At 39.5% G+C, this 23,469-nt stretch carries 25 protein-coding genes; 23 read left to right on the top strand and 2 right to left on the bottom strand.

Going from position 1 to position 23,469, the window contains the following annotated elements; genetic code table 11:
* Both FJU10_RS17015 and istA read right to left on the bottom strand, forming a co-directional pair.
* A partial coding sequence (locus FJU10_RS17015; RefSeq protein WP_140966450.1) for a transposase occupies window positions 1–94 on the bottom strand: 94 nt, incomplete at its 3' end.
* Window positions 95–135: 41 nt separating this feature from the next.
* Entirely contained in the window at window positions 136–1,311 is a 1,176-nt protein-coding gene (gene istA / locus FJU10_RS17010) for an IS21 family transposase (protein ID WP_223273121.1), read from the bottom strand.
* A 234-nt stretch (window positions 1,312–1,545) separates the two neighbouring features.
* On the opposite strand from istA, the gene FJU10_RS19130 reads away from it, so the two are divergent.
* The 23 genes from FJU10_RS19130 to FJU10_RS16905 all read left to right on the top strand — a co-directional run bounded on the left by FJU10_RS19130 (window position 1,546) and on the right by FJU10_RS16905 (window position 23,466).
* Window positions 1,546–1,707, top strand: a complete 162-nt coding sequence (locus FJU10_RS19130) for a hypothetical protein (RefSeq protein WP_189372381.1) — start codon at window positions 1,546–1,548, stop codon at window positions 1,705–1,707.
* Window positions 1,708–1,743: 36 nt separating this feature from the next.
* Window positions 1,744–1,968, top strand: coding sequence for a hypothetical protein (locus FJU10_RS17005; protein WP_140966484.1), 225 nt, complete (start codon window positions 1,744–1,746; stop codon window positions 1,966–1,968).
* Between the two features lie 551 nt (window positions 1,969–2,519).
* Window positions 2,520–2,948: a hypothetical protein gene (locus FJU10_RS17000; RefSeq protein ID WP_223273120.1), complete on the top strand. Its 429-nt coding sequence runs from the start codon at window positions 2,520–2,522 to the stop codon at window positions 2,946–2,948.
* Between the two features lie 91 nt (window positions 2,949–3,039).
* Window positions 3,040–6,666 carry a collagen binding domain-containing protein gene (locus FJU10_RS16995; protein WP_140966482.1) on the top strand — a complete coding sequence of 1,209 codons (3,627 nt, stop codon included), beginning with the start codon at window positions 3,040–3,042 and terminating at the stop codon, window positions 6,664–6,666.
* Between the two features lie 13 nt (window positions 6,667–6,679).
* A complete protein-coding gene (locus tag FJU10_RS16990; protein ID WP_140966481.1) occupies window positions 6,680–7,000 on the top strand; it encodes a hypothetical protein in 321 nt (106 codons plus the stop codon).
* Window positions 7,001–7,051: 51 nt separating this feature from the next.
* The gene (locus FJU10_RS16985) at window positions 7,052–7,213 is read left to right on the top strand and encodes a DUF2065 family protein (protein WP_140966480.1); all 162 of its coding nucleotides are present in this window, start codon (window positions 7,052–7,054) and stop codon (window positions 7,211–7,213) included.
* 67 nt (window positions 7,214–7,280) lie between these two features.
* A complete protein-coding gene (locus FJU10_RS16980) occupies window positions 7,281–7,667 on the top strand; it encodes a hypothetical protein (RefSeq protein WP_140966479.1) in 387 nt (128 codons plus the stop codon).
* Between the two features lie 4 nt (window positions 7,668–7,671).
* Entirely contained in the window at window positions 7,672–9,135 is a 1,464-nt protein-coding gene (locus tag FJU10_RS16975; protein ID WP_140966478.1) for a CpaF/VirB11 family protein, read from the top strand.
* Window positions 9,104–9,961 carry a type II secretion system F family protein gene (locus FJU10_RS16970; RefSeq protein WP_140966477.1) on the top strand — a complete coding sequence of 286 codons (858 nt, stop codon included), beginning with the start codon at window positions 9,104–9,106 and terminating at the stop codon, window positions 9,959–9,961. The genes FJU10_RS16975 and FJU10_RS16970 overlap by 32 nt, the downstream gene beginning before the upstream one ends.
* 124 nt (window positions 9,962–10,085) lie before the next feature.
* A complete protein-coding gene (locus FJU10_RS16965; RefSeq protein ID WP_223273119.1) occupies window positions 10,086–10,721 on the top strand; it encodes a hypothetical protein in 636 nt (211 codons plus the stop codon).
* A 17-nt stretch (window positions 10,722–10,738) separates the two neighbouring features.
* Window positions 10,739–11,107, top strand: a complete 369-nt coding sequence (locus tag FJU10_RS16960) for a hypothetical protein (RefSeq protein ID WP_140966476.1) — start codon at window positions 10,739–10,741, stop codon at window positions 11,105–11,107.
* Window positions 11,108–11,111: 4 nt separating this feature from the next.
* Window positions 11,112–11,255, top strand: coding sequence for a hypothetical protein (locus FJU10_RS19125; protein WP_185953298.1), 144 nt, complete (start codon window positions 11,112–11,114; stop codon window positions 11,253–11,255).
* Between the two features lie 13 nt (window positions 11,256–11,268).
* On the top strand, window positions 11,269–11,679 hold the full coding sequence (locus FJU10_RS16955; RefSeq protein ID WP_010749182.1) for a hypothetical protein: 411 nt from the start codon (window positions 11,269–11,271) through the stop codon (window positions 11,677–11,679).
* 26 nt (window positions 11,680–11,705) lie between these two features.
* Window positions 11,706–11,999, top strand: coding sequence for a DUF5415 family protein (locus FJU10_RS16950; protein WP_086373487.1), 294 nt, complete (start codon window positions 11,706–11,708; stop codon window positions 11,997–11,999).
* Window positions 11,953–12,231 (top strand): TrbC/VirB2 family protein, encoded by a 279-nt coding sequence (locus tag FJU10_RS16945; protein ID WP_010749184.1) that lies wholly within the window; start codon window positions 11,953–11,955, stop codon window positions 12,229–12,231. Before FJU10_RS16950 ends, FJU10_RS16945 begins: the two co-directional genes overlap by 47 nt.
* 63 nt (window positions 12,232–12,294) lie before the next feature.
* Window positions 12,295–14,565: a hypothetical protein gene (locus tag FJU10_RS16940; RefSeq protein ID WP_140966475.1), complete on the top strand. Its 2,271-nt coding sequence runs from the start codon at window positions 12,295–12,297 to the stop codon at window positions 14,563–14,565.
* 11 nt (window positions 14,566–14,576) lie between these two features.
* On the top strand, window positions 14,577–17,207 hold the full coding sequence (locus tag FJU10_RS16935) for a VirD4-like conjugal transfer protein, CD1115 family (protein WP_140966474.1): 2,631 nt from the start codon (window positions 14,577–14,579) through the stop codon (window positions 17,205–17,207).
* 44 nt (window positions 17,208–17,251) lie between these two features.
* Entirely contained in the window at window positions 17,252–17,665 is a 414-nt protein-coding gene (locus FJU10_RS16930; protein ID WP_223273118.1) for a hypothetical protein, read from the top strand.
* Between the two features lie 125 nt (window positions 17,666–17,790).
* On the top strand, window positions 17,791–20,169 hold the full coding sequence (locus tag FJU10_RS16925; protein WP_140966473.1) for a pLS20_p028 family conjugation system transmembrane protein: 2,379 nt from the start codon (window positions 17,791–17,793) through the stop codon (window positions 20,167–20,169).
* 11 nt (window positions 20,170–20,180) lie between these two features.
* The gene (locus FJU10_RS16920; protein WP_140966472.1) at window positions 20,181–20,630 is read left to right on the top strand and encodes a single-stranded DNA-binding protein; all 450 of its coding nucleotides are present in this window, start codon (window positions 20,181–20,183) and stop codon (window positions 20,628–20,630) included.
* A gap of 12 nt (window positions 20,631–20,642) precedes the next feature.
* Window positions 20,643–20,951: a DUF5592 family protein gene (locus FJU10_RS16915; protein WP_005230821.1), complete on the top strand. Its 309-nt coding sequence runs from the start codon at window positions 20,643–20,645 to the stop codon at window positions 20,949–20,951.
* Window positions 20,952–21,064: 113 nt separating this feature from the next.
* Window positions 21,065–21,523, top strand: a complete 459-nt coding sequence (locus FJU10_RS16910; RefSeq protein WP_223273116.1) for a hypothetical protein — start codon at window positions 21,065–21,067, stop codon at window positions 21,521–21,523.
* 17 nt (window positions 21,524–21,540) lie between these two features.
* Window positions 21,541–23,466: a VirB4 family type IV secretion system protein gene (locus FJU10_RS16905; protein ID WP_140966471.1), complete on the top strand. Its 1,926-nt coding sequence runs from the start codon at window positions 21,541–21,543 to the stop codon at window positions 23,464–23,466.
* Window positions 23,467–23,469 lie beyond the last annotated feature (3 nt).

Raw genomic sequence — 23,469 nt, 5'->3', positions numbered from 1 at the left:
GCTGTAGGCTAACTTCTTTAACAGAAAATCCTTCTTCAGTTACCAGTTTTACAGCGGCGATTTTAAATGCTTTATCAAATGAACGTCTTGGCATAATCTAGATCCTCTCTTTCCCTTAATTTATTGTCTAGTTTATTATACCAAGTCCAGGGGGTCACTACAGATATCGATTGAGTACTGCTTTTCTCCCTTCTGAATAGGGTGTGTTGCGATAATCTGACTGGAACCGACGATTTTCAGTTCATTGAGATACCGTTTCACGATTACTTTCTGACCAACCAGATAATCTGGAACTGAGTAGTAGTTTCCATTCACATGGACAAAACTATACTTATCTACTGTTTGCTTTGTAGTAATACCGTAGTCATAATATCCTCGTAATGACTGTAATTGATCCTGCTCCACAGCGATCGTTGAGTCGACGTTTAATTCAAGTAGAGCTTGGTCTAAATGTCTTTGGGCATGTCCGACTGATTCAAACTCATACTGTTTTGTGAACGCTTTTCGTCGTAAGACCTGAACACTTTTCTCTACATGACCTTTTTCATGGCCGCTGAAAGAATTGGTCACCACTGGCTCAAAACGATAATAAAGGGCCATCTTCACTAACTCGTCATTGAGTTCCTTCTCGTGCCGGCCGACAAAGCGTTTCACTACGTTTCGCATATTGTCATAAACTACAGTAGAATAAACGCCTTGAAGTTGTTCAAAGAAACAAATATGAGCATCTAATAAAACCTGTTGATTAGCAGATTCATAGAGTTTTCCCCAGCGATAACCAGAAGCTGGACAAGAGAATACTGCGAGTGTCAATGTTCTCTTTTTTTGGTTGATCAGACATTGTACTTCACCGAAATCAAACTCGGCTCGATACCCCAACGGATAAAGTTGCTTGATATACGCCTCTTTTTTCGCTTGAAGCTTTTCTCGAATATACGGACGTAGAGTACTCTGACCAATATCATAACCTTCTGATACCAACATTTCGTGAATAGCCACCGTTGTCAATCGTTGTTTATGAGGGCCAAGTTGTTTCGCTTTTAATTGATCAAAGACAAGTATTTCTTCGACCCATTGATCGATTTCAGGTGTATATTTTCTAGGTTGCCGATTGTTTGTTTGATAAGTCGGTGGCGCTGTTAGGTGCTCCTTTTTTATCGGATTTGCAGGATCTTGTTCCAATACTCTTTGTGTTGCTTGATACTGTCGCCAATAACGACCAACAGTTTTTCGATTGAGGCCCAATTCTTTCGCAACAGAACGTTGAGGACGGCCACTTTCCAACAGACGAATGACTGTCAATTTATCCATAAAAGTTATCACTCCAAGACCTCCAATAAGTAAATTGATTCTTTACTTATTGTGAGTTAGTAGTGGTCCCTTTTTCAACCATCGTTACTATGAAAAGTGGCCCCTTTTTAAACTAGCATAAACAATTGCCATAAGAGAGTTTTTGAAGATGAAGACGTTGAGTAATTCTATTAATCACCAAGATAGTTGATTAGTGGAAGATATAAACAACTAGAAAGAAAGGAAGAAGGAAATATGAATTACAGTCAACTGTATCATAAAAAAATGTGGGTAGAAAAATTGGAAACTGATCTGTCAGAAATCGAATCATTAGGGTATAGCAAAGATTCCAAAGTATATAAGTCTGCTGTAAAACGGACTGACAATGCCCGAAAAGAACTAAATAGAAGTCGCTAATAGACAGAAATACACAACTAGAAGGGAAGACTATGAATGTCAAAACAGTATAAAGTACTCGGAGAGACAAGAGTGATCCAAGGTGAAAATGGCAATGCAAAAGTACAAATGTCGAAAGAGTTAGCGAATGACAAGCCTATGCTTGTTACATTTCTCGGCATGAACGTTGAAGTTGTCGCAAATAAATTTAACATGACAGTCGATGATCTTCTGAAACTGATAAAACAAAATATTGAAGTGGAGCCAATGCAATTCGATTAGTCTACTATCCACCAAAACAACCAACTTAGGATGTGAATTAAATGCCTACTTTCCAAGATTTTAGAAATGATGTCCAAGAAATGTTTTTTAAAGAGTTGAATTATATGAATCGGTCAGGTGATACCAGGAGTTGTAATGTTTTGCAGACGGTAATGAACAAACTCGATTACCAATATGGTACCAGGTACGAAAAGACTGCTTTACAGTTTGAACAAGAAGCGCTCAGATCTACTAAAAAAAGAAGATGGGCAACAGAACCTCTTCTAAAAATGATTTATCTAGTTTTGTATTCTTCTGAAGGGACACAAAAAAAGTCCTCCTAGTTTCCGCTAGAAAGACCGAACAAACTTATTATGTCTGTTATCATTATAAATAAAAATTGATTTATTACAAATAAAATTGCTTACTTTTTGTAAATGTATTAAATGCTGCTGCTTGAGAAAAATATTCTCAAGCTTTTTTTAATGGATCAAAAGTAGGGAAAAGATGAACAATGTCTGTCGCAGTCCATAATTGCTGGAAAAAAATGATTGAAGGGAGGGCAGAAACAGATGGAAGCTGAAAAGAAAACCTTGTATTTAACCGTAGGAAAGGGGGTTTCCCTAAGTTTTACAGGAAACGGTGAAGCATTACAGTATATTCGCTTGAGTGTAAATAAACTGGCAGAAATTATTAATAATGGCTTGGTCGATCGTCAAAGTATTTTTGAAATCGATGAAGTATCACTGATCACAAAAAGTAATTATAAGACCGTTGTACAAGTGGTCGCTGGGAAACAAGTTTTACACGGCAATACAAATCATGTAGATGTTGTGATCGATAAGGATAAAACAAAACGAAAAGCTGCTGGAAAAGATATTTTTATCAATGGTGACTTTTTATTTATCGTTGATCAAGAACAACGCATATCAAAACAAGAGCTGCACACGCTAAATATCAAGAACTCAAAAAGCTATTTAAACGAAGGAGACCGCCTATGATCTTAAATGGCTAAGGATTAAAGCATGCGTAATCGAGCGCCGCCGTCGGTTTTGAACATCCATTTTTAAGGAGAGGATTGAACAGGTACTAATGAAAAAGAAACACTTTGTATCGTTTTCTGTGATGATCATTTCGCTTCTTACTATGGCCAATTTACCTTATGTTTTGGCACAAGAACAAAGCACTACGAATGGTGTTAAAACAAATCAAGAGGTGGCTAAAGTATCAGAAGATACATTAAACAAAGAACAAGAATCAACTGTTGTTCAAGGTGCGGATGGTCAATTTTATGTGGTGGCAGATAAATCTGACAAAGATCAGCTGATTTCTTCTGAAACGCCGACGATCGCTGAAAAAACTGAGGGCGATTTTACAGCTGTTGAAGTAGGGATCGATGAAAAGCGTCAAGAAAAAGCGGATCAGGCAGATCAAGAAATCAAGGACTTTGATGAAATCGATCTTAATGACGTTGAATCGCTGCAATCGGCAGTCAATAGTGATGATCTGCCATTTATTGAAGAAGATCAAGTCGCTGAAGAGTTGGCAAAAACCAAAAATACGGAAGAGTCTGAACAAGTTTTGATGCAGACACGTTTCTTTTATGCAGAAGAGATCCTTAATCAAACTAATAACTTGAATGATGTTCCTTCTATGCTAAAAGAAAGCAAAGTTGCTTTGCTGGCTTCTGTTTCAAAAACAGTCTCTGAAACAACGATCAATCCGCCTTCAGGTTATCCTTGGCTGATGTATATCGTTCGCAGCAACGGTTATTCTTACACAGAAGACCGTGGGATCCGGCGAACGATCGATGGAAAAGATGCGTTTTGTTTACAAGCAGGGGTTACGGCAGCTAAGACGTACACGGATGCCGGTAGCAGCTATTTGAGTACTTCTCAAAAAGAAACGATCACGTCCATTATTAGTGCTTACCGTGAATTAGGCGGTTGGGCAAATAACGACGCTGGAAAGCAACGTTGGATGGCCGCACAAATTCTTGTTTGGGAAAATTCAAATGAAAAACCAAAAAGTATCACCATTACCCCAAATCACAAAGCTGGTGTGACTGACTGGAAAAGCAAAATGACTACACGAGCTGGTCAGATCCGTACACGTCCGCAATGGGACGCAACGTCTAAGACGGTCTATGAAGGAGAAAAAGCAACCTTTACTGTGAAAAACAGTTGGGGTGATCATAACCTCTATGTAGAATCCGTCAGCGGTGGGGCAAAAGCGACAATTAGTGGCAATAAATTAACCGTCGATACGAATGGATCCACTGCAACAAAAATCACTGTAAATATGGTGAAAGGGTCGAAAACAAACGAAAAATATCCCACTACTGTCTGGGCGAACGGTTCGTATCAAAAACTGGTCACTGGTTCTTTTTATGTTTCAACTTCCGTAACCGTGAATGTGAAGCGAAAAGGGACTGTGGATGTCTTGAAAGTAGATGCAGATACGAAAAAGCCGTTAGCAAATGCCACCTTCCGCTTTACGTATGATGGAAAGACAACAGACGTAAAATCAGGAACGGATGGGAAGGCAAAGCTAGGAGAACGATTAAAGGCTGGGTCAGTAGTTAAAGTGAAAGAAATAACCGCTCCTTCAGGCTACAAGTTAAACGGAACGGAGTTTTCAATAACGGTAGGGGAAAATACGAATGTTTCGAAGACCTGGACAAACGAGCGACTTGCAGGAGCTGTAGAGCTTACCAAAATCGCAGACGTCGATCAAAAGTCGTTAGATGGTGTGGTATTTACACTATACAAATCGGACGGATCCATTTTACAAGATAACCTAAAAACCGACACAAATGGCCAACTGAAAGTAAAGGATCTAACGCTTGGATCCTATTATTTCAAGGAAAAAGCGTCATTGGTTGGTTTTGAAACAGATAGTAAAAACTACTCGTTTACCATTACTGCAGATGTGACTGAAGCAAAGCCGGTGAAATTAACAATTACCAATCAGTACAAATTGAGTGCTTCAAAGACGGTATCAGACAAGAATGAGACAGGCAAAACCAGCAATACTTGGTCAGCTGCTTCCGATGATTTTCTACAATATGATTTAACGACAAGTACGGTAGAAAAACTAGGATCTCGTTTCTTACCAAATATTTCGATTGAAGACCAGGTAGATTTTTCAAAAGTTTCTATTTCTACGGTTCAAGTACTTGCTCAAGGGATTGATGTGACAAGTCAATTTACAGTTACACAAAATACTGCAGAAAATAAAGTAACAGCTGTTGCGAAAGATTCTGCGCTTTCGACATCTTCTTTTTATGGGAAGACTTATACACTTCGAACGAAGATGAAACTTCTTTCTAGCGTAATCGATGCGAAAGAAAAACAAACAATCACCATAACCAAAAATGGTCTTGTCAAAGCCGGTTCGCTAACTGCAACGTCAAACGCTGTTACAACTACTTTACCAGCATACAAGCTGACAGTGAATCATGTGACAGAAACAGAAAAAGCGCTGCTTAAACAAGTCGTTGAGACCAAATACGATGGGGAGTCGTATGAGTACAAGCCGCTGGATGATCTATTCGACGTGAAAGGCAATCGCTACCGCTCGAAAGTGACTAGAAGTGGGGTCGTTGCTGGCAAAGATCTTGTCCTTGAGATCCCGTATTATCTACCGTCTTTAGAGATCAATGCCGAGAAAGTTTCAATATTGACTGGCAAAGCGTCATTGACGGACAGCTTGAAGGCGACGATCACTTTTTCTAAGTCAGCGAGTTACGAAGAAGAATTGAAAAATGTCCTTTATCGATTGACTGTAACTGATCAAAAACAGAAGAAAACTGTCTTTACAAAAGATATTTCACTTGGTTCCTATGCTTCAAGCCTAGCTGTTGATTTGCCTACTGCAGGCTTTACTAAGGGTGAGAAGGTTCCGTATTCTCTTTCCCTTCAGGTACTGAAAAATCCTGACAAAGTAAAGGCTGAAACAGATACGATCGATTTTTCAACATTCGGCTATACAGCTTCAGAAAAAGTCCTCACCAATGCGGATCTGAAAAGCGGTAAGCTTTCCTATGGCGCAGTGAGTCAAACAGAAGCAACGAGAAAAACCAAAGCGTATGTAGAAAAAAAAGAGACCCTTCAGTTTGATTTTGAAGAACAGCGTTCGTCAAAAACGGGCTATGGACTACCAATCACATTAGCGCCGATCTACAGCAGTGAGATCCAAGATACGCCACTACTTTCGTTTACGCTTTCTTCTCCAACGAAGCTAGTCGATACCTATTTAGATCTTCAGTATGTCGAATCAAAAGGGAACATTCAAATCCCGTTAGATCGTACGGTCAATCAAGTAGCGAAACAAACGACTGCCGCTATTACTTCTACAAAATTTGAGTTTCCTCAAATAAGCGTAGAGGAGAAGACGGGTGCATTGTATACGCAAGAACAAGTAAAAAATCCAACCAAAAAAATTGCGAATAAGTTACTTGATGGGGGAAGAAAGTTTTATTTGCCGATTTGGGCAGAAAAAGGGGACTACAATCTGACGCTGCAATCGAATGTGATTGGCCGGAACTTTATTCAAGTATCGATGAACCAAACGCTTTCGGTCTACGCAAACATGTATGCGACGATTGATAGTAAAACAAAGAAAGAAGATGAATTGTTACTCACGCCGGTTTATCCTGATACGACTGTGCCAAAAGGATGGTCAAAAGCAGAGATCACGTGGTTAAGAGGAAAGTAAGGAGTTGGGCAATATGTATGGTTCAGCCGTTTTTGATGTACGATCGGAATTAAAACAGTCCAGGCACCTATTGCGGAAAGTAGTTCTTAGCAGTTTAGGGATCCTGGTCTTTTTCTTTCTCTTTAAGCAGTTGATCGGGATCCCGTTCAATTACTTGAATCAGATCAGTTCTTCGTTTTTAAACTTTGGTGCTGGAAGCAGCAATGTTTCCGGTTCGCTGACCTCAGCGATTCAACAAAATCAATTTGTACAGGCCGTTATGGTATTCGTTACTGGGATTTTGGCAGTCTGCACCAAGTTTTTTGATGAAATCAAACAACTATTTTTCAAGTAACGATCGGCTTTAATAGCCGGTTTCTATTTCTACTGAAGGGAGGTGACATTCATGGATACAGTTCAACATCATTCTCACACATTAATGAACATTGCGATTGCAGTAGGTTTAGTTGCGATCATCGGGGGTGCAGCTTTCGTATTTTTTCCTGACTTAACAAAACAAATGCTCGCAAAAATCACTACTTACGTTTCAACATTACCAACAAAATAATGGATAAAAAGATGATAGGGGAAGACAATCTTTGTCTTCTCCTTTTTCTTGGTTAGGAGAGGGAGGAATGACACATTATTGGCGACAGATCACGGTTATGGTCGTAGGGGCACTTTTTATGATTTTAATTGCGTGGTTTTTTATCGGAAATGCCAAGAAAGATACGGAAGCATTTAACATTACTGAAGCGTTAAGAACAGCTGCAATCAGTAATAAAGATGATTCTGCACGCATTCAACCAGGCACTTTTTACTTGGATCAAGCCAACTTTGAAAAAGAGTTTGAGCAGACGATCAAGAAGCAGCCGTTTTATGCAAAAAAAACGGTAAAAGTGACGTTCAACTACTTAAAAGAAGCAGATAACAAAGGAATCAAAGGCATTCGTGCCTATGTAGAGTCCGATGGATCCATTGACGAAGCCACATGTATTTTAAGTACGCCGGAAGGAGGGTAAATCAATGGTTGTTATTAGAGAAAAAAAGTCTGTCTTTCAAGATGAAAAAGACGTGTTAAGAAATGTAAGAAATCTCGTGACTACCAATCAATTTCGCAATGTACCGTCAGCTGCTGAAGAAGTGCAAGACGATTATTTGAAAAAATTAGTTGAAGATAGTCGAGTCGAAGTGATTCGAGACGATTTAGTCGAGCACTATCCGGATGAAGTAATGCGTGCCTTCACTTCTAAAGTATCTCGTGAAAAGCTCGTTAAGTTGGTTCAAGAAGAACAACGGTTTGGAAAAAATGACGAAGGACACAAAAAAGCGGCCTATGTTATTAATGAAATCGTAGGTTTTGAATTCATAGATCGCCTGCTTTTACAAGACGAGACAATCACGGATATCGGATGGAACAGCACGTTTCTAACTGTCGAAAATGCGGAGCAACTACGAATTTATACGGCAGAACAATTACAGTTGACCGATCCTGAAAAGACGGTGTTTCGGATCGTAAAAAAATTTGCAGATGCTGTAGGAAAGCCATTTACTCGAAATGACCCTATATTGGATAGCGTATCAGGAAATTTACGATTAAACGCTATGCATCAAGTGATCAGTCCGAGTGGCACCACGATGTCCTTACGGGTCAGTCGACCAGGTCTAGTGTTGACCGAAGAAACGTTTGTCGATTTTGCGCCATCTTTTGTTTTAGATTTTCTTAAAATAATCATGAAGGCTGGATCAATGAGCGTGATCGGTGGGGAGACTGGTTCTGGGAAAACCGAATTGATCAAAATGATGTTGTCTTTTGTGCCTAAAAAAGACCGTATCTTTATGATTGAGGATGTCCCTGAAACAAGAATCAAGGAACTTTTGCCAGATCATGATATTTTTTCTCTTGTTACAGGAAATATTGTGACGATTTCAGATCTGGTTAAAGCCGCTTTACGGAATTATCCTAAATGGATCGTTCCCTCAGAGACACGTGGTTCCGAAGCTTATGAAATGATCCAAGCTGCACGGACAAACCATTCAGGATTGACGTCGATTCACTCAACAAATTGTCGCGCACATCCTCGAAGGTTAGTCACCATGTCTAGTATGGGGTACAAAATCAACGAAGAAGCAGTTACTGAAGATATCCTTACATTCTTTGACTTTGGGTTTCAGATCAAAACTGCTTATATCGAGATCGATTCGGAAAATCTTATTTTCAAAAAAATTCGCTATTTGTCAGAAATCGTTGAGTATTCAGTAAAAGATACGGCCACGACTTTGTTTAAACAAGTATTAAACAATGGGCAGTTCTACGTTACTACGGGTCAGTTGTCAGATCAGTACAAGGAAAAGCTAGCAGAACGCTTCTTATCCTTTGATTTTCCTGAAATGACCAATGAAAAGATTAATAAATCGGAAGAGCTTGGACAGATTCTTCAAAAGGCGGTGAAAGAGTTTGCGAATCAATCAACTTCAGACGGAAACTAAAAACCGTGTAAATCTTGAAGAATTACATGCATTAAACAGTGCTTACGGGCAGCGATTAAAGCAAAAAGAGATCATTCAGCTCGTCGGACTCCCAGCTGTAGTCTTAGGCGTTTTTTCATTGATTCTGACGTATATTTGGTGGATCGTTGTCGGTTGTACAGTGATTGGTGCCATTTACGGCTATCGGTTTATCTTGCCAAAGGTCGTGAATCGGCGGTACCAGATACAGTCATTGGTGGCCAGAAACAAATTTCTTTTGAATCTCACACAAGTGACGATGGACAATGATTTGACTGTTCTTCAGTCGTTGGCCTATGTGATCGATGAAACAGAAGGAGAACTTTCTGAAGATCTACGAAGCTTGTATGCCGCTCTTGGTGTAGGGTCTGATCCGGAACGTGTCTCCTATTTATTGAATACCTTATCTGAAAAGTATCATGATGATGCGATTTTTGGTCAGTATTTGGAACAGCTTGATACGATTATTCAAGAAGGGAAAAACAATACAGATTCGTTGCAATACCTAACAGAACACCACAGTAAAATGTTAGAAAAAGTCAATTCGTTTCTAAAGAAGAAGAATGAAATGTTAAGCGGTGTGCAAACACTTCTTATTTTAATGGGCGCTATTATCTTGCTGTTTCACGGGGTTTCTTTCTTCATGAACGGTGATTTTGCGCAATACATGGACGGCTATGCCCACCATCCAATCGGCTATGTCAGTTCAGCCATTTGTCTTACTTCGCTTAGTATGATCTTAAATAGCTTTTTCAAACAGTATTTTGATGATTCTGTCACGGAATTGGGGGTGCGAACCAAAAAATGAATCTCGTTATTCGAAACAAAACGGCTGAATCAAGTGAGAATCGACCATTTTTTTCTCGCTTACTTTCAGATGGTGTTTATCAAAATCTATTAGAAATGAATAATACTAAGGAAAACATTGAAAAGTGGGCGAAAAAAAAATTCGCACCTCTGCCATCTGTTTTTCTATTTTTGTGGTTCTTGGCTTTTTAATGAGTTTGTATCTGATTCCTATTGGGCTAGTTGTCAGTGTGCTGATTTATTTGGACACGATCAAATCAGTGAAGGTCGTTTATCAGCAGTTTCGATTTGAACGTCAAATTCAATTTTCAAAATTTTCACGGCTACTTGTTCCGATATTAAAACAAACAAGAGGGGGGATCAATCTTCGTTCTGTTTTTGAGCGAATCGTTCCAAGGATGCCACATGAAATCGATAAGAAGATCTTACAACGGCTTATGTTGGATATGAGTCGAAATCCAAGCAGTTTCGATCCGTTTAAGATGTTCGCTAAACAAATGTCTGGCACTGACAGCAGCCGGTTATTTATGGTTACTTTGGCACGTTTGGCACAAGGGTCAGCAAATTTGCAAGTGATCGATCAGTTATCAAGGATCGCTAGTGAAGAAATGATGGCCGGTATTGAACAAATCATCCACTTTAAGCTCAGTCGATTTTCGGGGTTGTATATGAAAATGGTAGGGGCTATTTTGGTTTTTGTTTTGGGGGCGTCGATTGCGATCATTCCTTTCCAACTTGGAAAAGTCTATGTTTATCTCTAAAGAAAGGAGCATAAATTATGGATATAGAAGATAGTCAGGGAGAAATTTTCAGCATGTTGTTTTACTGTTTGACTGTACTTGCCTTTTTGAGCGTCGTCGTTTTCGGTTATCAACTTCAAACGATCACTACTTATCGCCAACAAGTCAATTATCAGATCGAGCGAAAAGGGGGACTGACAGCTGAAGCAGTTTCAGAGCTTAAAGAGTACTCAACTAAACAATTCCACGGCTGGTATACGATAGAAAGTACACAACTAGGGAAAAAGGCTGCCTTTGGAGATACGGTGGCTTATACGATCAAAGCGACCTATCCAGTTTTATTTCTACCAGACAATATCTCTGTGAAAATCGGCATTGAAGGACAAGCGCCTTCTCAAGTGAGGTGAAGATATGGGAAAAGTATTTTCAAAGCTATTGCGGGTGATCATCAGTTTGGTCGTGGGTGCGCTTTTTCTTAAAGTAGTCATTGATTATCAAGACGTCATAAAAGCTGCATGGGAACAGTGGTGGACACAAGGAAGCATAAGAATGTGAAAGGGGTGATCGTGTGTCCGGGCAATATCGGGTACATTTTTCGCACGTCAACAAAAAATTGACACGAAAATACCGTGCATTGAACACAAAGATGGTTCACGGTATCTTTCAAGCACAACAGATCATGGAACAGCTACAGCGTTCAATCACGGAGCCTACGAAATTGTCAGTAGTGATTGACAATGGCGAACAAGAAATAATCTTAGAAGACGTGGTCGTTGATCCTACACGGAACACGGTACAACTGTTAGATATGTTGCAAGAGGAGATATCCACTCTTGAGTCAAACCGCTTGGAAGGAGAAAAGCTTTACCAAGAAATTAATCGGCAATTCAACGAAGAACGAAAAGCATTGCCGGAAATGGAACCAAGACAAAAGCGAACCTACTCGAAAAAATCGAGGGGTTTTTCTTTTTTTAGATAGTCAATTAGCCAGGAAGGAAGAAGCATATGGCAGGGAAAAAATCTACGGCTTCACCATTTGTAGAAGCTGCAAAAGAATTACTTTCTCAAGAAGGTATTACCTTTAAGGAATGGACGAATGATCATTTACGAGATAAAAAAATGGCCATTCTTGAAGGAAAAGACAAGGAATGGGAAGAATCAACGATTGAAAAGCAATGCGAGTCTTACGTGCTTTCAAAAATCAATACTCTTGTATCAGATAAAAACCAAGTGAAAAATGGAGGAAATAAACATGTTAATGAAACTACAACTAGCACTACTAACGCTACCAACGAATGATTGGGTCAGTGAATTAGACAAGGCAGGAACAACGATTTATTCAGCTTTACAAAGACTATCGTTTCCCGTGGCTGTTATTACGACGATCGTAGCTGGTATCATGTTCATGAGTTCCGATCGAAAAGCGGACGTCGCAAAAAGCATCTGGTTTCGTGTAGCAGTTGGGATGATCGTGATCATGTCAGCTGTTTCATTAGCAACGTACTTCCAAGGGATTGGTAAAAAATTCTAATATCAAACGTTTAAAAGATGGGAAGAAATAAAACTTTCCATCTTTTTTCTAAAGGAGAGAACCATGGGAAATTATATTTTGCGTTTTACAAAATTACCAAAAGAAATCAAAGCTACGAAGCGATTGACCCTGAAAAAGAAGTATTCTCTTCCAGAAGCGAGAGAACTTTTTTACCAGGTTCAAGCAGATGTTGGGCCGCTGGATCATAAGATGACTTTAGAGATCCATCGTATAGAAGGAACAAAAGACTATTGGGAGTTCACTCTTCCCTTATCAAAAGATGTGCCTTTAGACCTACTTATTGACGAGGATATTATTCAGGAGCTTAGAAACTTAAAGGGAAGCCAAAAAGAACAGTTTGAGGAATTGGAAAATGATCTTTTAATCGAGTTCGATCAGCCATTTGAACCTGTTGAAGAAGAAGTCAACGAAACAAAACCCTCGTTTCTTAGCGGCTTTTCCTTGTCAGAAGTGAAATTGCCGGAGGTTGCGGAAAATTTACTTTCTCGTGTATTACCGAAAAAACAACAAGAAGCCGTACCACTGATTGAAGAATCACCTTCAGAGAATTTTGTAGAAGAAGCCTTGGAGTTGCCCGAAGACAACTATGTCCCTGATTACGAAACCGTCGAGGAAGAAGATGGAGTTCCTCTTGAAGATTTGGAAATGGAAAAAGAAGAAATTCTTAGCCCACAAGCTTCTCAGGACGATCTTGTTCCTTCTACAGTCAAAGGATCGATTCCAGGTGTTGTTATTCCACCTTTGGACGCCTATTTGGATCTAACGACACAACCGATTTTTATTCCTATCGAATCTCTGATCGCTAAACTAGAATCAAAGCTGGATCGTCAGACGCAAGAATTGATCATGTATTTTGGTTTAGCCGATAAAAACGATTTTATCAGTGAGCGAAAGAAAGAATTTATCCGAACACAATACAATCCAACGTTCTACAAACAGTTGATCTCAAGCCTATATAAATTAAAAAATGACGTAGAGAACAAATTGATCAAAAAGTTGACGATCGCTTATCAAGAAATTACTGCAGACGATGGTTCTGAAGAATGTCTTGCGGAATTAGCTGCTAAAAAAGCAATTCTAAGTGAAGAATTTACTGATAAGATCGAAGCAGCGTTCACTTCTTTAGAGAATCAATTAGCGCTTGATAAAGCGAGGATCCAAAAGCGCCAACAAGAAGAATTGGAACGATTGAATAAGCGCCATCAAGACGAGCTTTATCAAATCGATGTCAAATTGCAGGCAGACAAACAGGAAAAAGCGGCACAACTCGATCAAATGAGACAAGAAGCAATCGAACAAGAAGAAGAAAAAATCACTACTTCTTATGAAGAAAAAGCTCATAAGTCACAGTATAGCCGATTGATTGAGCGTAAGAACAGTCAACTTGAAGAGTTAAGCACGATCCTGGTCGAATCAGTGCAACAAGTCACGGATCAAGAACTGCAGTACTTACAGTCCATGAAATCAAAACTGATTGAATCACAGCCTATCTTTGAAGAGCAACGTCGGATCCATGAACAAGAGTTACGAGAAAAAGCCGTACTTGCGCAGCGTGATCGTGAATTGGCTATAAAAGAAAAAGAATTGTCCCTAAAAGACCAAGCCGTGCAGAATGTTGAATCTACGAAGCAACAAAATCAACAAAAAGAAATGGAAATCTCGCAATTTCTTGCAAAACTGATTGATGATCAGACCCGAAGAGGGGCTGAAAACTTAGCCACGCAACAACAGCTGATGGCATTTATCCAACAGCAACAACAAGGCACGCCTTTACAGGCAGCGCCAACACAACCAGGTGCCGTACAACAAGCAGCAGGGAAACCATCTTTATGGAAAAAAATCACTTTGAGTGGTGCTGTTTTACTTGCCGTGGCAGGATTTGGCGGCTATGTTCATGCAAAAGCCCAACAAGACTCAAATCAAACAACTGTATCTGCAGCTGTTCAAACAGAAAATTCTTATGCGAGTTTCGAATCAACGGAACCAGCGGTTCCTTCTTATGATGATCAAATCAGTGCTGGCAAGTATATTGAAGCGGCTAAAGAATATCCTGAAAATATTGACCATGTGGTTCAAGTCGTCTTTGAAAAAGAGGACATAGACACCTTAAAGCAGTTAACAAAGCTAGGCGAATCTGATTATGGTTTATTGGATCTGGCCATTCTACAACAAGATCAAAAGGCCATTACGTCAATCTACCAAGAGCTTTCAGATGCGTTGAAAAAGGATTTAACCATGGGTCAAAAACAACAGATCGCTTCTGCTTACTTGTTACAGGACAAGCCGAAAGAAGCGAAATCGGTATTGGAATAAGGTGAGCGTCTATGCGAGTACGAAGTAAGAAACGCTCCTTTTTCTATCGATTATTTTCTGTGTTCGGTCTGAAAAAAATTGCCCTTTTTGTCGGAAGGGGTTATTCGATAAAAGGAGAAGGACTAGCCGAAGAACATAAGCGTCATGCGCCAATAGCGTTTCTTGGCTTTTTCAGCGCCTTCTTCTTGGTTTATTTTATGAGCAACTATCTGATCAATTTTATCGTTTCATTTCTGCCGATTCTTGGCAAAGCTTTTACACTTTCGATTAACCAAGACTTTTCAACGGCTGGAAAGCTGTTTCAGACGTTCCCTTATTTTGCACGTTCCTTGTTTATTCATATAGGAACGAACAAGCAGCTGCTTATCACACTGCCTTTGGCTTTCTTTTTTGCCTGGTTCGTCTTTAAAAAGCTGACTCGAAAATTTGATTCATTGAGTTATGGGCAAGAAGGAGACGCTCGTTTGGCGACGATCCAAGAGATCAAAGAGCAATATCCGGCAGTACCTGATCGAAAAGAACGGTTTGAAGGGATCGGCGGTATTCCTATCACGCACTATATGAACAAGTTTTATATCGATCGCAATACAGTCAATTCAATCATTCTAGGGACGAGTCGATCAGGTAAGGGTGAGTCGATCGTTTTTCCACTGACTGATATCTTGAGTCGAGCGAAGGAACAGTGTTCTCTTATTTTCAATGACCCGAAAGGAGAACTTTATAAAGGATCAAAAGAAACATTAGAAGAAAGGGGCTATGAGGTACAAGTACTTAATTTAGAAACACCCGATCAATCTATGAGTTATAATCCGCTGCAGCTGATTATTGATGCTTATGTAAGAGGGGATTCTTCTTCTGCGCAGATGCTAGTGGATCAATTCACGTATGCCTTGTTCAACGATCCAAACGCCGGCCAGAACAAATGGGTCTATAGCGGTGCGCAAAAGCTGCTAAACGGCGTGATCTTAGCCCTAATCGACTATTATTTGGAAAAGGACGATCTAGGAAAGATCACGATGTACAATGCAGCACAGTGGATCATTGAAATGACAAATCGAAAAGTCGTTGATCGGGTCACGAAAAAAGAGTACACGGAACTGGATCTGTATTTTGAACGTTTACCGCAAGGACATATCGCCAAAGCACAATACTCTTCATTTTCTTCTATGGATTCGAAGAATAAAGGGCCAATTCAAAGTGCCGTCTTGGATAAGTTAACGATTTTCCAAGGGTTTGAAGCGATTGCGAAGATGACGTCAAAAAATAGTTTTCGGCTGAAGTCGGTGGGTTTTCCTAAGTCGTTGTTCTTCCAATTTGATCGATCGATGTATGATCAAATTTTGAAAGTTCGCTTCTTGCGCAATGGACAAGTATTAGGAGTAGAAACGATCCGTCCGAATATGGCTGGTGTGGTGGATTTGAACTTCAATTTGAACTTACACACTGGCGATCAATTAGAAGTGGTTTTCCAAGATAAAAAAGCAACCTATTCGATCATTTTACTTGAAAAAGATGGTGAGTTAAATCGAATCAGCGGAGATTTAGACGAGTTGAAGCAATCTGAACTTTTCTACACAGAAAAGCCGATCGCTGTATTCATGATCACGCCGGATTATGATCCGTCTAAAAATGTGATTTCTTCCATGTTTGTTAAACAACTGTATACAACACTTGCACAAAATGCTGGAAATACGAGAGGTGGGAAGTGTTTCCGAAGAGTCCATTTTATCCTGGATGAATTTGGGAACATGCCAGCCATTGAAAGTATGGATAACATTGTGACCGTTTGTTTAGGGCGAAACATTCTGTTCGATCTATTTTTACAAAGCTATGCGCAATTAGGCTCTGTATACGGGGACTATACGGCGAAGATCATCAAAGAGAATTGCCAAAACCACTTATATATCATGAGCCAAGATAAAGATACGCACGAAGAAATATCAAAACGAGTTGGAGAGAAAACGGTGGAAAAACATTCGACTGGTGAACAAGATCCACTTTCTCTTGATACGAGTAAACAAACTAACGTCGGCTCACAACGAATAATCACCCCTTATAAATTATCTACGCTTATGATGGGGGAAATGGTTGTACTAAGGTTGCACAGGGAAAACAAAAAGCGCCAAAAAATCCGGTCGTATTCTATTTTTTCTACGAAAGAGACATCGATGCCTTTCCGATTTGAATATTTGGATGAATACTTTGACCCGAACCGACCGATTGAAGACTTTAACATTCCTTCTGAACATAAAACCTTTGATTTAGCAGCAAACGCAATCGACGTCGATGACTTGATTTCAGAATCAATCAACCGATCGCTGCTTTTGTCTCTGGAAGAAGGCCTTCAGCCAGAAGAGGAACTGTTACAGATTGATGAAGAAGCCTTTGCATCAGTCCTCAAACGGTTTGATACAAAAGATTTGGAGAACTATCGAGAAATTATCAAAGTTTCGATTGTCGAGGATCCGGAAGAATCACAAAAAATTGATTTAATCGACTTTTTGAAACAAGCGGTTACTGAAGATCTTAAACCACTTTTTAAAGAAGAAGAACGGTGTGCATTTCTACAGCTGGCTAATTTTTATTTAAACGACTCATACTATAAAGATATTTCTAATTTAGTCCGATTAGATACAGAGTAGACGTGCTATACTAAATTCAAATCGATAGAAAAAGAGGGGTTAATGTGAAACGTTTAAAAATGAGTGGTTTCGGTTTATTGTTGGGACTTATTGGTGTTTTTTTTCTAAGTGGATGCTCAAATTCACCAGAAAAAAAGCTGTCAGATATTTTTGAAGAGGGAAAATCTTTCTACTTATCTAATTCGCCTTCAGATGAACCAGAATTTAAAATAGATAGAATGAAGGATGGTTCTCTTACTGTTTCCAATATTGATAAGGGAATTTCTGAAACAATGGAATATTCTGTAGAAGAAAAAGAGAACGGCTTGTATCACTACCGAATCGCAAATAGTGAAGATTACGGTATATTCGATGTACTAGATAGTTTTACTTCGGATACCAAAGATTTTAATGTTTTTTTTGATGAAAAGAACAATGGTTATGCGTTTGTACCTGTTTCAAAAATTTCTCTAAAATAGACTCTACGTTAGAAGAGGTAAAAGAAATTTACGATGAAGATCCTCAGTATTTTGTAGCAGAATATAAACAATAGAATGTTAGTAAAGGGAGCCTTTTTAAGGCTCTTTTTTTATACGATTGGAAGGTGAGTAACACGGAAAAAGCAACGGAATTTCTACAGAAATTTAGTGAATGGATCCAAGATGCTAACTTGTTTAGCTATATAGTTAAACAAGTTAGCAGTAATTGGATTAAAGGATTGTACAAGTTGGCTTCCGGAGTGGAAGATATCCTGGATCAAGTATTTAAGGTCTTTAGTTTTCTTGATAATGGGACGATAGGTAAAATTTATACAAGCATGCGGGTAGTCTCCCTAACGGTTTTGATTATCATGATTATTGTTATTGCCTATAAATTTATTTTAAACGAGCGAGTCGATCTAAAGGCAGGTCTTTTCAGGGCTGTCCTTTTTGTTTGTTTGGGTGTTCAACTTCCTGGGGTGATTACATCTAGTGCGGACTTTGCACAAAAAATTTATGGAGAAACAAAAAATCTAGACACGACTGAGAAAAGCACTCTTTCTTATAGTATTGTGAAAGAGAATTTAGCAGATTTACAATATGCTTCTAAGAATGGATTTTCTCGTCTTAATAGTGAAACAGGAACACCAAAAAACAATCTATCAGAACAAGCTTTTAAAATGACAGATCTTACGGAAGTGATAACACCTGATAAATTGTCGAGAATGGCAGAAAATGCACAAAATAAAGACGAAGTCTCTTATTTAGAGTATAAAACTAAAACAGATGAGGATGGAAAAATTACTACAGAAAAAATTGAGTCCGGTATGTTTGACTTTTATAAAGAGGGAAAATTTCGCTTTAAGTATAAGACAGGCACGATAACATTGTCGTTATTGACAGTGTCTTTTGCTTTTGTATGTTCTGCGTTCATAATAGCAACGTCTTTGATTGAGCTACTATTTGCAAAGTTGATGTTTCCAGTTCTTTCTGTTTCTGATATTGAAACCGGACAACGGACAAAAAAAATCCTTTTGGATATTGGGAACAGTTTATTAGCGATTATGTTGACAGGGTTTAGCTTGAGTATCTTTAAGTTATACTTTTCATTTATAGGTAATCTTGATGTCGATTTTCTTCCATATTTAGTACTTTGTATTGTTGGTGTCCGAATTACGATCGACGGCCCAAATTTCTTTGGGAAATTTCTGGGGTTGGATATCGGGCTTCGTTCAGGATGGCAAGCCATGGTCGGTACAGCAGTTGCTGCGAAAGCTGCGACAAGCGCTGTAAAAGGTGGAGTAAATGCTGGTAGTAGTATTAAAGAGCACGCCGGAAATGCAGTCAGCCGTATGAGAGTCAATAACGGTGTACACGAAAATAACAATGACAAATCGATTCAGAGTCGCTCAACTATTCCAGGAAACAATGGATCTTCCAAAAAAAGTATAAAAGAATTTGCAGCGAACATGCGACAGTCGTTTGCCATGCAAGACCAACAAGAGCCGGTGACACAAACGCAAGGATCGAATCGATCAGCGGTTCCAAATGATCAGATAAATCCATCGGTTCAAGACAAGGATCAGGTTTCTGCTAATGGAGAGCTGCCTTCAGGAACCAATCTTTCACCAGAAACAACGTATCAACCAATGAGCGCTTCTACTTCTTCCAGCGCCGTTTCTCAAGGTAAAGAAACAGATGGAAAAAGCATTGGTAATGTTTCAGCTGAAGCGTTGAAACAGATGGGTGAAAGTGGCAATCGAAGCGAATCACCAATCGATCCTATCAACGGCAATCGTACGAATGGTTTGGCAACAGGTCAAACGGTCGCTTCACAAAAAATCCAACGAACGACGATTCCGCCGCTTCAGACGCCAAGTAGAAAAGCCGCCATCCAAGCAGCGACTGACAAAGTCAATCAGAACAACAATATGCAACAGTCAAACAATCCGAGTGCATCTGAAGGAAATCCGATTAACACTCAAAGAGCCAATGATCAGGAAGTGAAACGATCCGCACCAGAAGCGTCTTACGGCACTTCTGCAGCAGCGCCAAGTCAATCTATTCAATCGAGTGAACAAGCGTCTGAAGGAGCTTCTGTGGCATTTGAACGGACTACAAGTGTGAGTCCTTCTACAGCTGCGATCGTACAACGAAGCAATCCATCGTCTACCAGTGCTGGCACTCAAATGGTGAAACAATCACCAAGTAGAGGAATTGATCGATCAACGGTAACACCTGCTAGACGGAGTGAGCCAAAAGCAGGTTCGATCAAACAAACAGGACAACCAACGAATCATCGATCGGTGACTAGCCAGAAACCTGCAGAAAAATCAACGGCACCAACGTATCATATTCCAACGGTTGAATCAAAAACGAAGGAGCTTTCTACACCAAAAGAATTGGCCACCAAATACTTGAAAGAGTCGAGCGTGACACCAGAAAATGATTACTATGATATCTATCAATCCATGAATAAAGTAAATGCCGATGATTATATTTAGGAGGAGATCTCGTGTTAAATGTCCATTGTATTGAAGGCCGATTGGCTGAAAGTCCCATCTTAAAGAAAACGGAACGTGGCACGTGTTATACACGTGTCTTGCTAATATCAAAACGAAACTTCAAGACAAAAAAGGAATCTGACTATCAATCAGATTCCTTTTTATGTGTGCTGTATGGCACGATCGCAAAGTCCTTTGTTGAAATGACGTGTCGAGGATCTCATGTGTCCTTTGTGGCCAGAGTCCAAGTCCGACCTTATGAAAATCAGTCAGGGGAGCGTTGTTATGTGTCTGAAGATATCGTACAAAGCTACAACTTGTTAGAAACCAAAGAAGTGACCGATCGTCGGCGAAAGCATCTATCTGAAGGTCAGCCAGCAGAAGAAATGGCTTCAAATGAGTATCGTCAAGCGGTAGAACATATTCCAACCAGTTATGACGAAGCAGAGTGGTACCAATAGAGGAGGAAAAACATGGATAAATACCATAATATCGTGATTCAACGAAGTATCAAACAAGAACTAAAATACAAATCTTTGTATATCTTGGATCTTCTGATCGTCTTTGGCCCCTCGATGTTCCTTTTGTATCTACAAGGGTATCTGCATTTTTCTCTTGTGACGTCGATCTTATTAGGCATTGTTTTCTTTTTTTTAGGCTTGTTCCTATGTGCAAAGCCTGCGTCAAACGGCAACAGAAGAAATTTGTATACGATCTATTGCTTGATCGTAATGGATCGAAATGTGTATGAAGTACAAAGCTACAAAAAAAGGAGAGGGTAAGGCATGGCCGCAAAACAAGTTCAAAGTTTCCGTTCCGTAGGACGAAAGCGCACTAAAGGGGAGAACCCTTCTATTCAAGAATTGGTACCAATCAAAAAATGATCAGAGGAAACGTGGTCAAAAAAAATGGCCGGTACCTCTCTTTTTTGAAAGTCACGACAAGAAATATTAACGGTCTCAGTGCCAGCGAGCAATATCAGGCTATGCGACATTTTGAAAATATGTTGCGGATATATGAAGAAGAAATGAGTATTTTATCGATGATGTTTCCTACCAATATCGATGACAATCTTGTCTATTGGAACCGACAGCTGCAGCTGGCAAGGGAAGAAAGAAACCCCGTTCGAGCAAGAATCATTCGAGAACAGATCAGCCGGTTGGTGTGGGTCGAACAAGAACTATCAAATTTAGAATTCTATTTAATAGTATATGGAAAAACAGAGAAGGAGCTGAATCTTTCCAAAACGATTCTAAAACGAGCAGGCGGATCCAATCTAGGAATCAAGGATATTCCGCCAAAACAAATTGAGCAGATCTTAATTAAATTAAATAACCTGAATACCCCAATCTAGTCTGGAGGATAAAAATTATGTTAAATGAAAAAGAAATTCAAACACTTATTAAAGAAGGCTTTGACCTCAGTTTCATCGAAAAAATCCAACCTCAAGGTGGCATTACCTTTCCGGAAGACCGAATGGTCGCAGGGGACGGCACCTATGCTTGCCTTCACATCTATCAATTAGCCAAACGGCCAGCGCCATTTTGGTTGACCACAATTATGAACAACCCAAAAACAATCACAAAATTCGATCTTGCTCCGATCGATAAAGAAGCCATTTTAAGCGATATTGACAAAGCCATGCGTGAGTTAGACTCACAAGCAGAAGAAAACCGAACCCGTACCCAACGAAATGAAGCAGTCAATGAGTTCCGATCCTTGGAACGTTATGCAAATGAAATCAATCAAGGCGACGAAGTCAGTAAAATGGTCGATATACGTATCTATGTGACTGCAGATACACAAGAAGAGCTTGAAAAAGAAGTGGGTGATCTTAGACGTTCGCTCAAAGCCATGGGCTACAAATCTGTTTCGTATATTGGCAAACAAGCCCAAGAATGGCTGGCTTTCTTTCAAAGTTATTCTGAACAACAAAATGAACCAGGCAGTAAGGAAGGCATAACCGTGCCAAGTTCTGCGATTGGTGGCGGTTATCCCTTTAACCACCAATTTTTAAATGATACGGGTGGCGGTTATATTGGGAAAACAGACACAGGCGGGCCATTTATCTATAATCCGTATGCGATCACTGCACTCAGAAAATCATTTAGCTCCATGACCCTTGGAAAACCTGGTATGGGAAAGTCGACACTATTAAAATTGCTGGAAGAAATGTTATATGGCAAGCGGACAATCATTCGAGGGTTTGAAAAAAACCGAGATTGGTATAAATTAATCAAGTCGCAAAACGGGAAAATTTATGATCTTTCTGGAAAAGAAGGCATGTTAAATCCGATGGAACCACTAGCCACAATCACCGATACTAGCGGTAAAGTGATTGATGAACTCAACAGTTACTTGCAGCATAGAGCAACTTTTTTTAACAAAGTTCGTTTCTTAAATCCCGCTATGCGTTCAGTAGATATTCTCGATTTCGGTAAGATCATGGATGATTTTTATATCTCTTGCGGCCTATTACCGGAAAACTACACGCAGAATCAAAAAGATATCCATATCATTGGTTTAGATCCTTCAAAATATCCCACAGTTGGTGAATTCAAGCAATTCGTTGATCACTTTGTGGAAAGCGGCTATAAGGATCGTGTGACAGACGTCAAAATGGTGGAAATGGAAAACTTTCAAACGGTGATCACGTCAATGTGCGAACAATATGGATCGATCTTCAATGGACGCAGCACGTTTCGAAATATTGATGAAGAAGATGTCCTCTTCTTTGATATTGAAACGATCGGTCACTTTGACGATGAAGTCTATAAATGTATGCTTTACACCGCTATGAATATCGTTTGGAACCAGGCACTTAAAAATGGCCGGAAACAAAAAATTGCTTTGGAGAATGGCGATATTACTCCTGATGAAGTTCGATTCTTTGCCTTTTTCTTGGATGAATGTCAAGAGATCCTAAGTCCTGATACGGTATTTGTCGTCAAACAAGTGGTCAAATTCTTAAAAGAAATGCGGAAATTTTCTGCAGGTGCTTTCTTTGCGACACAATCACCGCAAGAGCTATTACCTGAAACGTCTTCTGATGATTACATTTCAAAAATCAAACAAGTCTTTGAATTATGTAATGCGAAATTCTTTCTACAGCTGGATGCTTCAGTCAGTGAAACAATGAAAAAAGCAATGGGAAATCTGTTGACTGATGGACAGTATGAAGACCTGGCATTACTCGAACAAGGAGAAGTAATCGTCAATTTAGGAGGAAATAACAACTACAAGATCAAGACGGATCCTGATCAAGAACAGTTGAAACGATTTGCAGGAGGTCATTAATAA

This window comes from Enterococcus sp. OL5, assembly GCF_006491895.1.
Classification (GTDB): Bacteria; Bacillota; Bacilli; order Lactobacillales; family Enterococcaceae; genus Enterococcus_D; species Enterococcus_D innesii.
This window is presented reverse-complemented; position numbering and strand designations above follow the sequence as displayed.

Coding starts and splice junctions, on each gene's coding strand:
- istA (WP_223273121.1), bottom strand. CDS start 1,311: ATGGATAAATTGACAGTCATTCGTCTGTTGGAAAGTGGCCGTCCTCAA.
- FJU10_RS19130 (WP_189372381.1), top strand. CDS start 1,546: ATGAATTACAGTCAACTGTATCATAAAAAAATGTGGGTAGAAAAATTG.
- FJU10_RS17005 (WP_140966484.1), top strand. CDS start 1,744: ATGTCAAAACAGTATAAAGTACTCGGAGAGACAAGAGTGATCCAAGGT.
- FJU10_RS17000 (WP_223273120.1), top strand. CDS start 2,520: ATGGAAGCTGAAAAGAAAACCTTGTATTTAACCGTAGGAAAGGGGGTT.
- FJU10_RS16995 (WP_140966482.1), top strand. CDS start 3,040: ATGAAAAAGAAACACTTTGTATCGTTTTCTGTGATGATCATTTCGCTT.
- FJU10_RS16990 (WP_140966481.1), top strand. CDS start 6,680: ATGTATGGTTCAGCCGTTTTTGATGTACGATCGGAATTAAAACAGTCC.
- FJU10_RS16985 (WP_140966480.1), top strand. CDS start 7,052: ATGGATACAGTTCAACATCATTCTCACACATTAATGAACATTGCGATT.
- FJU10_RS16980 (WP_140966479.1), top strand. CDS start 7,281: ATGACACATTATTGGCGACAGATCACGGTTATGGTCGTAGGGGCACTT.
- FJU10_RS16975 (WP_140966478.1), top strand. CDS start 7,672: ATGGTTGTTATTAGAGAAAAAAAGTCTGTCTTTCAAGATGAAAAAGAC.
- FJU10_RS16960 (WP_140966476.1), top strand. CDS start 10,739: ATGGATATAGAAGATAGTCAGGGAGAAATTTTCAGCATGTTGTTTTAC.
- FJU10_RS19125 (WP_185953298.1), top strand. CDS start 11,112: ATGGGAAAAGTATTTTCAAAGCTATTGCGGGTGATCATCAGTTTGGTC.
- FJU10_RS16950 (WP_086373487.1), top strand. CDS start 11,706: ATGGCAGGGAAAAAATCTACGGCTTCACCATTTGTAGAAGCTGCAAAA.
- FJU10_RS16945 (WP_010749184.1), top strand. CDS start 11,953: ATGTTAATGAAACTACAACTAGCACTACTAACGCTACCAACGAATGAT.
- FJU10_RS16940 (WP_140966475.1), top strand. CDS start 12,295: ATGGGAAATTATATTTTGCGTTTTACAAAATTACCAAAAGAAATCAAA.
- FJU10_RS16935 (WP_140966474.1), top strand. CDS start 14,577: ATGCGAGTACGAAGTAAGAAACGCTCCTTTTTCTATCGATTATTTTCT.
- FJU10_RS16915 (WP_005230821.1), top strand. CDS start 20,643: ATGGATAAATACCATAATATCGTGATTCAACGAAGTATCAAACAAGAA.
- FJU10_RS16905 (WP_140966471.1), top strand. CDS start 21,541: ATGTTAAATGAAAAAGAAATTCAAACACTTATTAAAGAAGGCTTTGAC.